Raw genomic sequence first — 14,082 nt, forward strand, 5'->3', positions numbered from 1 at the left:
TCAGGCGGCGGCGCGCTCTGCGTCGGCGGGTGCACGTGATGGACTGGGTGGACCATGCTCCCGAGCTCCCGCGACCCACGTGATGACGACCAGGACCGCACGGTGGCCCTGGCTGCCCAGCTGAGCGCCGTGCACGACGACCTGCGGGCCCGGGTGCGCGTCCTCCGTGACAGCCTCGGCCGGGACGGCGCGCCGGCGGCCGGCGCTTCCTCGCCGGTCGCCGGGCTCCTCGCGCACTGCCTCGGCTTCTGCCGCGCCCTCCAGGCCCATCACACCGGTGAGGACGACGGACTCTTCGCCGCGCTCCGCGCCGAGCGCCCCGACCTCGGCCCGATGCTCGACAAGCTCGCCGAGGACCACCACCTCGTCGCCGGCATCCTCACCCGGGTGGCCGTCCTCGCCGAGGAGGCGTCGGAGACATCGGAGGCGTCGGGGGCGCGCCGGACTCGTCTCGTGGGGGAGCTCGACGGGCTCATGGCGATCATGGACTCCCACTTCGCCTTCGAGGAGCGCAGCATCGGCGCCGCGCTCGACGGCCTCGACGACCGCTCGTGGGTCGGGGCCGTGCTGACGGCGCGTGGCACGTGAGCGCCCGCCCGGCGAGGGCGACCGGCCTGACCTACGCTGCCAGACGATGACGACCTCTGACGCACCCCGCACGACACCGGGCCCGGCGACGGACGCCGACGTGCCGGCATACGTCCGCTCCCTCGGGTTGCCGGGGCTCGCCGACATCCACGTGCACTTCCTGCCCGACGCCATGCAGCGCAAGGTGTGGGCCTACTTCGAGGACGCCGAGACGCACTACGGCGCGCCGTGGCCGATCACGTACCGCGACGAAGAGCCGACGCGTCTGGCGACGCTGCGCGCTCTCGGGCTCCGGGCGATCCCGGCTCTCGTCTACCCGCACAAGCCCGGCATGGCGACGTGGCTCAACGAGTGGTGTGCCGACTTCGCCCGGAGGGTGCCCGACGCCGTGCACTGCGCGACGTTCTACCCGGAGCCCGGCGTGGGTGACCAGGTGGCGGCGGCCCTCGACGACGGGGCCGGCCTCTTCAAGATCCACGTCCAGGTCGGGGACTTCACCCCGGACGACGACCGGCTCGACCCGGCGTGGGCGCGGCTCGAGGCCGCCCGCGTGCCCGTCGTCGTCCACGCCGGGTCGGCGCCCATCCGCGGCACCCACACCGGCCCGCGAGCGGTGCGTGAGGTGCTGCGCAGGCACCCCGACCTCGTCCTCGTCGTCGCCCACCTCGGCATGCCGGAGTACCACGAGTTCGCCGACCTCGCGGAGGAGTTCGCCGGCGTGCACCTCGACACGACGATGAGCGGCACGGACTTCACGAACCGTTTCGCGCCATTCCCCGACGGCTACGTCGACCGTCTCGGCGGGCTGCGCGACCGGGTCGTGCTCGGCTCGGACTTCCCGAGCATCCCCTACCCCTACGCCCACCAGGTCGACGCGCTCGCCCGTCTCGACCTCGGCGACGACTGGATGCGTGCCGTGCTCTGGCACAACGGCGCCCGTCTGCTGGGTCTGCCCACCACGTAGCCGTGGCAAGCCGCACCGGACGTCAGCCCAGGTGCTCGGCGAGGAAGGCCTCGGTGCGGCGGATCGAGGTGTCCCAGTGCGGGGACGTCAGCGTGTGCCGCCCGCCGGGATAGATGCGCAGCTCGACGTCCTTGCCCTCGGCCTTCAACGCCGCGACGGACTCGCGCGACCACGACAGCGGGCAGTCCTCGTCGGCGGTGCCGTGGTGGATGAGGAGCGGCTCGGTGATCCGGCCGAAATAGGTGCGCGGGCTCGTCGCCGCCCAGGCCGCCGGCTGCGCCTCGGGAGTGCCCAGGCGGCCGATGACGGCGCGGGCCGCGCCCGAGCGGGAGGCGTCGCGCCGCACCCACGTGTCGAAGTTGTCGACGGTGTCGGAGCTGACCGGCGCGTAGGCCACGGCCGCGCGGAAGAGCCCCGGGCGTACGACCAGGGCGGTGTAGACGACCCCGCCGCCCATCGACCGGCCGATGAGCGCGACGCGGTCGGGGTCGACCACCTGCGCCTTCTTGAGCGCCAGCCCGGCGTTGATGGCATCGACCGCGTAGCCCGCTCGGAGGTTGGCGTCGTTGCGCGGGTCCGTGTCGGACTGCGCGTGGTTGCGGTAGTCGATGTGCAGCGTGACGTAGCCCTGCCGCGCGAGGTGGTCGCGCTCGCGGAGCATGGTCTCGCCGTTCGTGTAGGCCGCGGGGTCGACGTAGCCGTGCGCGAGGACGACAGCCGGGAACGGGCCCGTGCCGCGCGGGATGTTGATGCGCCCCGAGATCGTCAGCCCGTTGCTCTCGTAGGTCGCGAAGTACTGTCGGTACGCGTCGGTGCTGCCGCGCTCGCGCCCGAGCCTGAGGTTGCCGCCGTCGTACTGCATCGCGATGAGCGCCGCGATCGACGCCGGATCGGGCGCGGGCTTCGGCGTGCTGGTCGGACCGGGTGTCGGGGTCTGCTCCGGTGCCGTCGTGGAGGGCGCCGGGGACGGAGCGCTCGACGCGCTGGCGTATGCCGTCGGGCCGGCTCCCGTCGTGCCGCCCCCTCGGTCGTCGGTGGGCCCCACGGTCGAGCAGGCGCCGAGCAGCAGCGCGGCGGTGAGGCCGACGGCGAGGGCTCGTGGGGTGCGCACGTCTCGAGTCTCACCCGTGGGAGGCGGGATTCCCAGCCCGCTCCCAGCCTTCGTGCCCGATCCGAGACCTTCCCGACGGGGTCAGTGGAGCGCGGCGGCGGCCTCGAGGACGGTCCAGGCCTGCAGCTGCGGCGACAGCTCGAGCGGTGGCACCGGTGCGGGCCCGCCCGGCTCGACGGCGAAGACCGACGGGTCACGCCGACCTGCGACCCGCAGGCTGCCGCGACCGGTCCACAGCGCGTCGGCCGTGCCCGTGACGAGCCGCCGTGCGGTCTCCCGCGCCTCCGGGTCGAGGGCCGGGACGTTCGCGGCGAGCGCGAGGTAGCGCACGAGGATCCCGGTGAAGAGGCCGCCGTCGCCGCCGCCGTGCGTCCGAAGCACCCGGGCGCCACCGACCTCGGTCGTCAGCCACGCGTCCACCGCGGCGACGAGCGCGGCTGCCCGCGCGAGGCTCTGGTCGTCCCCGAGCGTCACGAGCGCGCCGAGCACCGTGCCCTGGTTGTACGACCACACGTCGGGGACGAGCACCTCCTCACCACCCAGGAGCCGGATGCCGTCGAGCACGAGTCCGCTCTCCACCGACCACAGGCGCGCGTAGAGCCAGTCGACGAGCCGGCGAGCCTCGTCCGTGTCGCCGAGACGGGCGAGGTGCAGCGCGGCCGGGCCCGTCGCGGGACTGTTCTTGAAGTCGCGGTCCCGGCTCCAGAAGAGGCCGCCCCCGAGGTCGTCCGTGTGCGCCGACCGCAGCTGCGCCGTGAGGTGGCTGCCGGCCGAGCGGAGGCGTCGGCCCCGCGCGGTGCGCCCGATCTCGTCGTGCAGGTCCTGCAGCCGACCGGAGGCGAGCGCGAGCCAGGCCATGTCGTCGTAGAAGTCGTTGACCCAGCGCACCCGGTTGCGCAGCCGGATCGTCGAGAGCAGCCGGTCACCCTGTCGGGCACGGGCCTCCGCGCCTGCCGGGTCACCGGCGCGCAGGGACCGGAGGCCTGCGTCCACGACCGCATCGAGGTAGTGCGCCTGCCACCAGTAGTGCCACGCCCCGCGGAGGCCGCCGAACGTCCGTGACCCCGGCGGCGCGGGGTGCACGATGCGCGCGAGGTGCGTCAACGGCATACGCCCGAGCCGCCCGGCGAAGAGCGCCGTGACGGACCGCTCGGCCTCGGCGGCGCGCTCGTCGAGGACGGCCGGGGGAGCGGTCGGGGCGTCGGCGGCTGACACGCTGCGACGCTACCGCGACCCCCGCCACACCTGACTGTGGAAGGGTCGGTGGCGGTGTCGAGATCGCGGCCACGGCTCCGACGTCCCTGACGAGACGTGAATCGGCCGCCACGACGGCGCCAGGACGAAGGAGTCGACGTGAAGTACCTGCTCATGATCTGGAGCAACCCGCAGATGTGGGGGCACCCGATCTTCCTGCGCACGCCCGAGGCCGCGGCCATGACCGACGACGAGCGCGCCGGGATGCTGCGCGACTTCGAGGAGCTCATGGGCGAGATCAGCGAGTCGGGTGAGCTCGTGACCGCGCAGGCGCTCGCGGACCCGCTGACGGCCCGGAGCGTGCGGGTGCGCGACGGCGAGAGCCTCGTCACCGACGGTCCCTTCGTAGAGTCGAAGGAGCAGATGGCCGGCTACTTCGTCGTCGACTGTGCGACTCCCGAGCGGGCCGAGGAGATCGCGGGACGCTTCCCCGACGCCCGGTTCGCTGTCGTCGAGGTGCGCCCGCTCATGGGTGGATCGGCCGAGGACCTCTGAGAAGGCTTGTGACGTGGGCGGATCCGTGGTGACCGACGACCTGTGGCGCAGCGTGACGCCGCAGGTCATCGGGGCGCTCGTGCGTCGCTACCGGGACTTCGACCGTGCCGAGGAGGCCGCCCAGGAGGCGCTGCTCGCCGCGGCGGCGCAGTGGCCCGAGGAGGGCGTGCCGGACGACCCCAAGGCGTGGCTCATCCGGGTCGGCTCGCGTCGCCTCATCGACGGCCTGCGCAGCGACGAGGCGCGGATCCGACGCGAGCTCGCCGATGCGACCAACGTGCCGGTCGGCGACCTCGTCGTTCCGCCTGCGTATGCCGCCGGGCCGGCCGACCACGACGACACCCTGACGCTGCTCCTCCTGTGCTGCCACCCCGCGCTGGCTCCAGCGTCACGGATCGCCCTGACCCTCAGGGCGGTCGGCGGTCTGACGACGGCGCAGATCGCCCATGCGTTCCTCGTGCCCGAGGCGACGATGGCGCAGCGGATCAGCCGCGCCAAGCAGCGGATCCGCGAGTCGGGGGCCGAGTTCCGGATGCCGCCGCCCGACGACGTGCCCGAGCGGCTGCGGGAGGTGCTCCACGTCCTCTACCTCGTCTTCACCGAGGGTCACACGGCGAGCAGTGGCGACTCGCTGCACCGGATCGACCTGACGGCAGAGGCGATCCGCCTGACGCGCCAGGCGCACGCCCTCCTGCCCGATGACGGCGAGGTCGCCGGGCTGCTCGCCCTCATGCTGCTCACCGAGGCGCGACGGCCGGCCCGGACGAGCGAGGCCGGTGAGCTCGTGCCGCTCGCCGAGCAGGACCGCTCTCGGTGGGACACGGCATACGTCCGGGAGGGCGTCGCCCTCGTGACCGACGCCCTGACGCGGACCCGGCTCGGGCCCTACCAGGTGCAGGCGGCGATCGCGGCCGTGCACGACGAGGCGCCGACGGCGGCGCAGACGGACTGGGAGCAGGTGCTGGCCCTCTACGGGCTGCTCGAGCAGCTCGCGCCCGGGCCGGTCGTGACGCTCAACCGCGCCGTCGCGCTCGCCATGGTCGAGGGACCTGTCGCCGGGCTCGCCGTGCTGGACGACCTCGAGCAGGACAAGCGGCTCGCCCGGCACCACCGGCTGCACGCGGTGCGCGCCCACCTCCTCGAGATGTCGGGAGCCGCCGCCGGTGCTCGCGACAGCTACCTGCTCGCGTCCCGGCTCACGACGAGCATCCCCGAGCAGGACCACCTCCGACGAAAGGCCGAAGCCCTGTGAGCGACACCCCAGCCGCCCCGAGCGCCGTCACCGAGAGCGACGTCGATCTCGGCGACGGGCACGTGCTGCACGTCTACGACACCGGCGACCTCGGGGCCGGCGGAGCCGCCGACGTAGCGCCGCTCGTCGTCGTGTGGCACCACGGGACGCCCAACATCGGCGCACCGCCACGGCCCCTCTTCGAGGCCGCGGCCCGGCTCGGCATCCGCTGGGTGTCCTACGACCGGCCCGGCTACGGCGGGTCGACGCCTCGGCCGGGCCGGGACGTCGCCTCGGCCGCCCGGGACGTGGCTGCCGTCGCCGACCACCTCGGCGTGGGGTCCTTCGCGGTCATGGGGCACTCGGGCGGCGGCACGCACGCCCTCGCGTCGGGCGCGCTGCTCGGCGAACGGGTGCGATCCGTCGTCAGCGTCTCCGCGGTCGCTCCGTTCAGCGCCTCGGGGCTGGCGTTCTTCGCCGGCATGGCGCCCGGCGGTGAGGCCTCCCTCCGCGCTGCAGCAGCTGGTCGCGAGTCCAAGGAGCGCACGAGGCCGCGGCCGCACAGGCGCCGGCGGGTGAGACCGACGTCGGCTTCGTGGAGGCAGACGAGGCGGCGTTCGCCGGACCGTGGGGCTGGTTCGGCTCCGTCGTCGGGCCCGCCCTCGCTGCGGGTCCGGCGGCGCTCATCGACGACGACCTGGCCTACGTCTCCGACTGGGGCTTCGAGCCCGGCGCCGTGTCGGCCCCCACGCTCGTCGTGCACGGCGGGGCCGACCGGATCGTCCCGGCCTCGCACGGCCAGTGGCTCGCGAGTGCCCTCCCCGACGCCGACCTGTGGCTCCAGCCCGGCGACGGCCACATCTCGGTGCTCCGCACCGCCGAGGACGCGCTCACCTGGCTGGCCCGGACCGCCCGACGATCCTGAGGGCCGGCCCCCGGCTGGTTCGAGGTGATCGCGGGGTCCACGCGGGGCGTCGGCATCACCTCGAACCGGGGTCTGGCGGCGACGGCGCGGCTTGCGTTGGAGCGCACTCGAAGTCATAGCGTCGAACGCATGACGAAAACGTGGTTCATCACCGGAACGTCCCGTGGGTTCGGTCGCGAGTGGGCGATCGCCGCACTCGAGCGAGGCGACAACGTCGCCGCGACCGCCCGCGACACCTCCACCCTCGACGACCTCGTCCAGACCTACGGCGAGCGGCTGCTGCCGATCGCCCTCGACGTCACCGACCGCGACGCGGACTTCGCCGCCGTGCAGCAGGCGCACGATCGGTTCGGCCGTCTCGATGTCGTCATCAACAACGCCGGCTACGGCCACTTCGGCTTCGTCGAGGAGCTGAGCGAGGCCGACGTCCGCGACCAGCTCGAGACGAACTTCTTCGGTGCGCTCTGGGTGACGCAGGCGGCGCTGCCGATCATGCGCGAGCAGGGATCGGGCCACATCATCCAGGTCAGCTCGATCGGCGGCATCTCTGCGTTCCCGATCGTCGGCGCCTACCACGCGTCGAAGTGGGCGCTCGAGGGTCTGAGCCAGTCGCTCGCCCAGGAGGTCGCGCCCTTCGGCATCACGGTCACGCTCATCGAGCCCGGCGGCTTCTCGACCGACTGGGCCGGCCCGTCGGCCAAGCACTCCGAGCCGTCGTCCACCTACGACGAGATCCGCGAACGCACCCACCGCGAGCGCGCGGCCCGCAACACCTCCGGCCCCGGCGACCCCAAGGCCTCCGCGGCGGCCGTGCTCGAGGTCGTCGACGCCGACGAGCCGCCGCTGCGCGTCTTCTTCGGCGCGGCCCCGCTCTCGATCGCCAAGGCGGACTACGCCTCGCGGATCGAGACCTGGGAGAAGTGGGACGACGTGTCCCAGCTCGCGCAGGGCTGACCCCCGCCACGACCCGAGGAGGTATGCCGTCACGCACGTCCGTGACGGCATACCTCCTCCGCGTGGGGTGGCGGCCACGGCGCCCGCGTGACCTCCGTCGTGTCGGTGTCGTTCTCCTCGGAGACCGACACCGGACGAAGGAGTCCCGCCGTGCCCCGTTCCGCACCCACCGGCCGCCCGGCCCGCCCCGCCGCAGCCCTCGTCGCGGCGCTCGCCACGGCCGCAGCACTCACGGCCGGCGCGGCCACCGCCCCGTCAGCCGCGGCCTCCCCGACCGCCGTTGCTCTGTCCGCCGTCGCTCCGTCCGCCACGACGACCGCGCCGCACGTCGTCCAGCTCGGCGACTCCTACTCGGCCGGCAACGGCACGGGCAGCTACGAGGAGCGCAGCTGCTACCGCTCGCCCGACAACTACGGCTCGCAGGTCGCGGCCTCGATCGGCGCGAGCTACACCGACGTCGCGTGCAGCGGTGGGGTCGTCGCCGACATCCTCGAGCCGCGCGAGCTCGGCGACCCGTCCACGAAGAGCGCGACGTACTCGATCGATCCGGCGCGCCACCCCGACCAGAAGACCGAGTGGCTGCGCCGGGCGCAGAACGAGCGGCTCTGCGGCGTCCCGACCCAGCCCGACTTCGCCTACACCTACACCTTCGTCGCCGGAGTCGGCGTGGGCGGCCTCTACACCGGCACCGTCTCGTGCCAGCTGGTGGCCCGGCCGCAGATCGACGCGGTCACGCCAGACACCGACTACGTGTTCGTCACCATCGGCGGCAACGACATCGGCTTCTCGACGATCGTCGTCGACTGCCTGACCCTCCGCGACCCGTCGAGCTGCAAGCAGGCGCTGGACGCGGCGACGGCCAAGGCGCCCGAGATGGTCGACCGCACCAAGGCGGCCCTGCGTGCCGTCGTCGCCCGGTCCGGTGGGCACGCGCAGGTCTACCTGCTCAGCTACCCGTTCCTCGTCAACTCCGAGAGCTACGGCATCCCCGAGGTCGCGCCGGTCTACGACGCAGGCACGGCGCTCAACGACCTCCAGCGCCTCGGCGACGACCTCAAGGCGCGCGGCATCGCCGAGCTCGACGCGGAGGACGCGACGACGCAGTACCACTTCGTCGACACGGTCAAGGCGGCCTGGGGCGGCCGAGTCCACGGCCTCGACCCGCACGTCGTCGCCGACAACTCGAAGGCGTGGCTCGTGCCCGTCGGCACGCCGGGCCGTGACGTCGCCGAGCTCGTCCACCCGAGCCAGCCCGGCTGGGACGCGACCGCCGGAGCCCTCCGGGTCGCCGTCACCGGCTGACCTCCACGGGGTCAGAGGGACAGCCCCCGCTGGGACGAGGTATGCCGTCGCGTCCGGTCGCGACGGCATACCTCGGTGACGTCGTGGCGGGTCCGGGTGGTGTGCGGGCGGTGCTCAGTCGAGCGGGGAGACGGCGCCCATGACCTCGTCGAGGAGGGACGAGAGTCGGACCGAGGGGTCGGCGGCCCACGTCGTCTGCGCGATCTCGAGGCAGGCGAGGGCGCTGCTCGTCATCGCGGCCGCGCGCACGTCGGGACCTCGGTGGCCACGGCGGCGGGGCATGCGCCCGGCCACCAGGGGGGTCAGCGACTCGAGCCAGCGTCGGTGCAGCTCGGTGACGGTGCCACGCAGCACGGGCTCGCGATGGAGCATGAGCTGAAGCGGCCGGGAGCTGACGGCATGGGCCTCCATCACGCTGACGATGGCCTCGAAGGCGCCGCGCAGCGCCGTCCACGGCGGCTCGTCCGCCGGCCGCTCGTGCATCGCGTCGACGACGGACTCACCCGACTCGAGGAGGCGGTCGAGGACGAGGTCCTCCTTGCTCTCGAAGTAGCGGAAGAAGGTGCGGCGCGACATGCCTGCCGCGGCGGCGATCTGGTCGACGGTCGTCAGCTCGAAGCCCTGGGCCGCGAAGAGGCGCCACGCCTGCTTGGACACCTCGTCACGCACGGCCCCGCGCGCCCGGTCGCGGAGGGTGGTCGGCGTCGGCGGCATGTCCCGATCTTAGCACCGGATGGCATCTCATGCCGCATTTGACACTCGGTGACACAACGGGCGTACAGTGTCACCACACCCAGATCCTCCGGAGGAGTCCGCATGTCCGTCAGCACCGAGCCGCCCGAGACGGCCGTCGCCACCGCACCGAGCACGACGTCGAGCACACCTTCGGGCCGGGCCACCGTCCAGCTCGTCTTCGTCGGCCTCGGTGCGCTCGTCGTCGCGCTCTCGCAGTCGCTGCTCGTCCCCGTCCTCTCGTCCCTGCCGGCCGACCTGAACACGTCGGCCAGCAACGTCTCGTGGCTGCTCACCTCGACGCTGCTCGTCGCCGCCATCTCCGTGCCGATCCTGGGCCGCCTCGGTGACATGTTCGGCAAGCGCCGGATGCTCCTCGTGGCCCTCGCCGCCCTCACCCTCGGCTCGCTCCTCACGGCCCTCACCGACAACATCGGTCTGCTCATCCTCGGCCGCTCGATCCAGGGCATGGCCGCCGCGGCGATCCCGCTCGGCATCAGCCTGCTCATGACGACGATGCCCAAGGAGCGCGTCGCGTCGTCGGTCGCCCTCGTCAGCGCCATGCTCGGCGTCGGCGGTGCGCTGGGCCTGCCCCTCGCCGGCTTCGTGGCCGAGCACTTCTCCTTCCACGCGCTCTTCTGGATCACCTCGGTCGCCGGGCTCATCGCCTTCGCCGGCATCCGGATGATGGTGCCCGAGGCTCCGGGCCGCAGCGGCGGCCGCGTCGACCTCGTCGGTGCGACCCTCATGGGTGCCGCCCTGCTGACGCTCCTGCTCCCGCTCACCCAGAGCGCCGCCTGGGGCTGGTCCGACCCCCGCGTGTGGTGGCTGCTCGCCGCGTCCGCCGTGCTCTTCGCCGTCTTCGGCTGGAGCCAGACCCGCATCCAGGACCCCCTCGTCGACCTCCGGGCCCTGCGCCGCCGTCCCATCGTGCTGACCAACGTCGCCTCGGTCCTCTTCGGCTTCGCCCTCTTCGCGTCGTTCCTCGGCACGGCGGCCTTCGTCGAGGCCCCCGAGGCGAGCGGCTACGGCTTCGGCGCGAGCCTCATGACCGGCGGTCTCGCCCTGCTCCCGAGCGGCATCGCGATGATCATCTTCTCGCCGATCGCCGCGCGCCTCATCGGCTCGTGGGGCGCCCCGAAGACCCTCGCCCTCGGCGCGGTCGTCGTCGCCGCCGGGTGGTTCATGCGCATCGTCTGGACCTCGAGCCTGACCGAGGTCATCATCGGCACGACCATCGTCGGGATCGGCACGGGCATCGGCTACGCCGCCATCCCCTCGCTCATCAACGAGCACACGCCGCGCACCGAGATCGCCGCCGCCAACGGGCTCAACGCGCTCTTCCGCAGCCTCGGCAGCTCGCTCGCCTCGGCCCTCGGCGGCAGCATCCTCGCCGCCAACACCGTGATCCTCGGCAGCTTCGCGGTGCCGTCGCTCACGGCCTATCGCCAGCTCTTCGCGCTCTGCGCCGGTGCGGCACTCCTCGCCGCGGTCGTCGTCCTCTTCATCCGTCGGGCTCCCCAGGTGGCACCTGCCGCCTGAGCCCCGACCCACCACCGGACGAGGTATGCCGTCGCGCCCGGTCGTGACGGCATACCTCGTTCGCGTCGTGGTGCCGTGTGCAGGCGTCGGGGTCCTGACGCCGCCCCGTGCACACGGCGCCGGCGTCGGACCGGCGACTCAGAGCTCGAGGGTCATGAAGGTGCTGTGCGGGTCGAGGCGGTAGCTGCCGAAGGGCCCGCACTCGGCGAAGCCGTGGGCGGCGTACAGAGCCCGGGCGGGCGCGAAGAAGTCGTCCGAACCGTGCGAGCTCTCCGGGGGCGAGATGGAGCGCAGCTGCGCGACGTGCCCGTCGAGCAGGGCGATGACGGCCGGGTCGGTGAGGTCGTCGAGCGTGATCTGCATGCGCCCATCGTCGGACACGACTGCGCGCGTGCGTCGCTCAGGCCCAGATGGCGGCCGGGATGCCGTCGGAGAAGACCTCCGGCGGGTCGGGCAGGGACCGGGCCAGGCCTGCCGCGTGGCGCGCAGCCGACCACGCGACCGCGCAGGCGTCGAGGACGTCGTCCGCGGCATACCCCTGGCCCCGGAGCACGGACGGGCGCGCGATGCCCGCGGCCGCGAGCGCTGCGAGCCGCTGGTCGCGTCCGTCGTCGGTCTTCTTGCTCGCGAGGATCGGGGCGCCGGTCATCGTCGCGAAGGACACCTCCGGATGGACCTCGAGCACCGTCACGGTGGGGCGCGTGCGCAGCCAGGCGTCGACCTCGACGATCTTGTCGCGCAGGGCGAACGCCTGGGCACCCACGCCCTGGCCGACGAGGCCACGGTTGACGGCGTCGGCGTCGAGGCGCGTGGCCTCCCCGTAGGCGGTGCGGGTCAGCGTCGAGAAGATCGACGACGCCTTGCCGGGCAGAGCCTTGCGTGCGAGGACGTCGGCCTGGCGGATCGTGCTGTCCGGCAGGCCGATCGGGATGTCGATGCCGACGACTCGGATGCCGGTCGACTCGCGCACCATGGCGACGAGCTCGGCGATCGTCGGGGCGACGAGGATGCGCGGACGTGGGGCGCCGGGCTCGAGCAGCGCGCCCACCCAACCGGCTGTGCACCCGTCGACACCGAGAACGGGCGCGACGACCTCGACCGGAGCGGGGCGCCCGGAGGTCGCCGCGGCATCGGAGTGCTGCTCGACGACGTCCGCGAGCCGGCGCAGCGCTGCGACGCTCTCCGCGAGGGCGGCCCTGATCTCGTCGCTGCCGCCGACCGGCCCGGCCAGCGCTGTCGTCAACCCGTCGGCGAGCCCGCGGATCCGCTGCGCGTCCGTCTCCATGGCACCACTCAACCCCATCGGAGGCTGTGCGGTCTGGCCCGGTGGGTGGACAGCGCGGAATGGACCGGTCTCCGGGGAGGTTGGCGCCCACATGGAGACACGCGCAACGATCGGCGTCACCGGCCTCGCGACGATGGGCCGCAACCTCGCCCGCAACATCGCCCGCCACGGCCACACGGTGGCGGTCCACAACCGCACGACCTCGCGGATGACGAGCCTCGTCGAGCAGTTCGGCGACGAGGGCGACTTCGTCCCCGCCGAGACGGTCGAGGACTTCGTGGCCGCGATCCAGAAGCCGCGAGCCATCATCGTCATGGTCAAGGCCGGTGACCCGACCGACGCCGTCATCGACGAGCTCGTGCCGCTGCTCGACGAGGGCGACATCGTCGTCGACGCCGGCAACGCGCACTTCGCCGACACGCTCCGACGGGAGAAGGCCCTCTCGGACCAGGGGATCCACTTCGTCGGCATGGGCGTCTCGGGCGGCGAGGAGGGCGCGCTCAACGGTCCCTCGATCATGGTCGGCGGGTCCGACCATGCCTACGAGCGCCTGGCTCCGGTCGTCGAGTCGATCGCCGCGCAGGTCGACGGGACGCCGTGCGCCGCGCACCTCGGCCCCGACGCCGCCGGCCACTTCGTCAAGATGGTCCACAACGGCATCGAGTACGCCGACATGCAGCTCATCGCCGAGTCCTTCGACCTGCTCCGCAGCGTCCTCGGGCTCGAGCCCGCCGAGATCGCCGACGTCTTCCGAGAGTGGAACGAGGGCGACCTCGAGTCCTTCCTCATCGAGATGACCGCCGACGTGCTCGCCCACACCGACGCCTCGACGGGCAAGCCGTTCGTCGACGTCGTCGGTGACGCGGCCGAGCAGAAGGGCACCGGCCGCTGGACCGTGCAGAGCGCCCTCGACCTCGGCGTCCCGGTCACCGGCATCGCGGAGGCGACCTTCGCGCGCAGCCTGTCGGGCCACACGAGCCAGCGCGCCGCGGTGCGCGAGACCTTCTCGGACCTCGCCGACCTCGACCCCGCCACGCAGCGCGACGTCGATCGCGACGCCTTCGTCGACGACGTCCGGGCCGCCCTCTACGCCTCGAAGATCGTCGCCTACGCCCAGGGCTTCGACCAGCTCGCCGCCGGCTCGGAGGAGCACGGTTGGGACCTGGACCTCGGTGAGGTCGCGACGATCTGGCGTGGTGGCTGCATCATCCGCGCCCGCTTCCTCGACCGCATCAAGGAGGCGTACGCCGCCGAGCCCGACCTCGAGACGCTGCTGACCGCGCCGTGGTTCGCCGACGCCATCGGCGACGGGGTGCAGGCCTGGCGCCGCGTCGTCGCCGTGTCGGCCGAGCGGGGCGTCCCGGCACCGGCCTTCGCGTCGTCGCTCGCCTACTTCGACGGCCTGCGCCGCGACCGTCTGCCAGCCGCGCTCATCCAGGCGCTGCGCGACAACTTCGGTGCGCACACCTACACGCGCGTCGACCGCGCGGGCGCGTTCCACACCGACTGGGCCGGCGACCGCGCCGAGTCCGCCCCGGCCTGAGGACCCGGCGCTCGGGGAGCGGCGTCCGGCTCCCGGCACCGGCCCGGTGCGTGCGTAGGCCGGCGGCTCACTGTGCCTTGAGTCGTGAGGTGACTCAGCCGGTTCGATGGGCGCAAAGGCGCACGAGAGTCACAGCGTGACCCAACGCACAGGCTC

General features: G+C 73.1%; 14 protein-coding genes and 1 pseudogene. 10 read left to right on the forward strand and 5 right to left on the reverse strand.

Annotated elements, in window-relative coordinates; all coding sequences use genetic code 11:
- Positions 1–54: 54 nt before the first annotated feature.
- The gene (locus AB4Y83_RS00930; protein ID WP_442295742.1) at positions 55–588 is read left to right on the forward strand and encodes a hemerythrin domain-containing protein; all 534 of its coding nucleotides are present in this window, start codon (positions 55–57) and stop codon (positions 586–588) included.
- Between the two features lie 46 nt (positions 589–634).
- Positions 635–1,552 (forward strand): amidohydrolase family protein, encoded by a 918-nt coding sequence (locus AB4Y83_RS00935; RefSeq protein WP_442295743.1) that lies wholly within the window; start codon positions 635–637, stop codon positions 1,550–1,552.
- A gap of 22 nt (positions 1,553–1,574) precedes the next feature.
- Here AB4Y83_RS00935 and AB4Y83_RS00940 read toward each other — a convergent pair whose 3' ends face one another.
- Both AB4Y83_RS00940 and AB4Y83_RS00945 read right to left on the reverse strand, forming a co-directional pair.
- Positions 1,575–2,663, reverse strand: coding sequence for an alpha/beta hydrolase family protein (locus AB4Y83_RS00940; protein WP_442295744.1), 1,089 nt, complete (start codon positions 2,661–2,663; stop codon positions 1,575–1,577).
- A gap of 81 nt (positions 2,664–2,744) precedes the next feature.
- Positions 2,745–3,878 (reverse strand): glycoside hydrolase family 76 protein, encoded by a 1,134-nt coding sequence (locus AB4Y83_RS00945; protein ID WP_442295745.1) that lies wholly within the window; start codon positions 3,876–3,878, stop codon positions 2,745–2,747.
- A gap of 138 nt (positions 3,879–4,016) precedes the next feature.
- Here AB4Y83_RS00945 and AB4Y83_RS00950 point away from each other — a divergent pair, with 138 nt between their 5' ends.
- From AB4Y83_RS00950 to AB4Y83_RS00975, 6 genes and pseudogenes are all read left to right on the forward strand, one after another.
- Complete coding sequence (locus AB4Y83_RS00950) at positions 4,017–4,412, forward strand: YciI family protein (protein WP_442295746.1); 396 nt, start codon at positions 4,017–4,019, stop codon at positions 4,410–4,412.
- A gap of 13 nt (positions 4,413–4,425) precedes the next feature.
- On the forward strand, positions 4,426–5,664 hold the full coding sequence (locus AB4Y83_RS00955; protein WP_442295747.1) for an RNA polymerase sigma factor: 1,239 nt from the start codon (positions 4,426–4,428) through the stop codon (positions 5,662–5,664).
- A 131-nt stretch (positions 5,665–5,795) separates the two neighbouring features.
- Positions 5,796–6,230, forward strand: a pseudogene (locus AB4Y83_RS00960) (alpha/beta fold hydrolase); the annotation flags it as partial.
- An 8-nt stretch (positions 6,231–6,238) separates the two neighbouring features.
- Complete coding sequence (locus tag AB4Y83_RS00965) at positions 6,239–6,568, forward strand: alpha/beta fold hydrolase (protein WP_442295877.1); 330 nt, start codon at positions 6,239–6,241, stop codon at positions 6,566–6,568.
- 129 nt (positions 6,569–6,697) lie between these two features.
- Positions 6,698–7,522: an SDR family oxidoreductase gene (locus AB4Y83_RS00970; protein ID WP_056823211.1), complete on the forward strand. Its 825-nt coding sequence runs from the start codon at positions 6,698–6,700 to the stop codon at positions 7,520–7,522.
- Between the two features lie 150 nt (positions 7,523–7,672).
- Entirely contained in the window at positions 7,673–8,824 is a 1,152-nt protein-coding gene (locus tag AB4Y83_RS00975; protein WP_442295748.1) for an SGNH/GDSL hydrolase family protein, read from the forward strand.
- Between the two features lie 114 nt (positions 8,825–8,938).
- Here the strand turns inward: AB4Y83_RS00975 and AB4Y83_RS00980 are convergent, their stop codons facing one another.
- Positions 8,939–9,538 (reverse strand): TetR family transcriptional regulator, encoded by a 600-nt coding sequence (locus AB4Y83_RS00980; RefSeq protein ID WP_056779476.1) that lies wholly within the window; start codon positions 9,536–9,538, stop codon positions 8,939–8,941.
- A gap of 102 nt (positions 9,539–9,640) precedes the next feature.
- On the opposite strand from AB4Y83_RS00980, the gene AB4Y83_RS00985 reads away from it, so the two are divergent.
- Positions 9,641–11,098, forward strand: coding sequence for an MFS transporter (locus AB4Y83_RS00985; RefSeq protein ID WP_442295749.1), 1,458 nt, complete (start codon positions 9,641–9,643; stop codon positions 11,096–11,098).
- A gap of 138 nt (positions 11,099–11,236) precedes the next feature.
- Here AB4Y83_RS00985 and AB4Y83_RS00990 read toward each other — a convergent pair whose 3' ends face one another.
- Together AB4Y83_RS00990 and AB4Y83_RS00995 are read right to left on the reverse strand one after the other, a co-directional pair.
- On the reverse strand, positions 11,237–11,461 hold the full coding sequence (locus AB4Y83_RS00990; RefSeq protein WP_442274566.1) for a hypothetical protein: 225 nt from the start codon (positions 11,459–11,461) through the stop codon (positions 11,237–11,239).
- A 37-nt stretch (positions 11,462–11,498) separates the two neighbouring features.
- Positions 11,499–12,383, reverse strand: coding sequence for a DUF429 domain-containing protein (locus AB4Y83_RS00995; protein ID WP_442295750.1), 885 nt, complete (start codon positions 12,381–12,383; stop codon positions 11,499–11,501).
- 91 nt (positions 12,384–12,474) lie between these two features.
- Here AB4Y83_RS00995 and gndA point away from each other — a divergent pair, with 91 nt between their 5' ends.
- Positions 12,475–13,926, forward strand: coding sequence for an NADP-dependent phosphogluconate dehydrogenase (gene gndA, locus AB4Y83_RS01000; RefSeq protein WP_442295751.1), 1,452 nt, complete (start codon positions 12,475–12,477; stop codon positions 13,924–13,926).
- Positions 13,927–14,082: the final 156 nt, after the last annotated feature.

The organism is Terrabacter sp. RAF57 (assembly GCF_052113925.1).
GTDB lineage: Bacteria > Actinomycetota > Actinomycetes > Actinomycetales > Dermatophilaceae > Terrabacter.

Coding starts and splice junctions, on each gene's coding strand:
- AB4Y83_RS00930 (WP_442295742.1), top strand. CDS start 55: ATGCTCCCGAGCTCCCGCGACCCACGTGATGACGACCAGGACCGCACG.
- AB4Y83_RS00935 (WP_442295743.1), top strand. CDS start 635: ATGACGACCTCTGACGCACCCCGCACGACACCGGGCCCGGCGACGGAC.
- AB4Y83_RS00970 (WP_056823211.1), top strand. CDS start 6,698: ATGACGAAAACGTGGTTCATCACCGGAACGTCCCGTGGGTTCGGTCGC.
- AB4Y83_RS00980 (WP_056779476.1), bottom strand. CDS start 9,538: ATGCCGCCGACGCCGACCACCCTCCGCGACCGGGCGCGCGGGGCCGTG.
- AB4Y83_RS00985 (WP_442295749.1), top strand. CDS start 9,641: ATGTCCGTCAGCACCGAGCCGCCCGAGACGGCCGTCGCCACCGCACCG.
- AB4Y83_RS00990 (WP_442274566.1), bottom strand. CDS start 11,461: ATGCAGATCACGCTCGACGACCTCACCGACCCGGCCGTCATCGCCCTG.
- AB4Y83_RS00995 (WP_442295750.1), bottom strand. CDS start 12,383: ATGGAGACGGACGCGCAGCGGATCCGCGGGCTCGCCGACGGGTTGACG.
- gndA (WP_442295751.1), top strand. CDS start 12,475: ATGGAGACACGCGCAACGATCGGCGTCACCGGCCTCGCGACGATGGGC.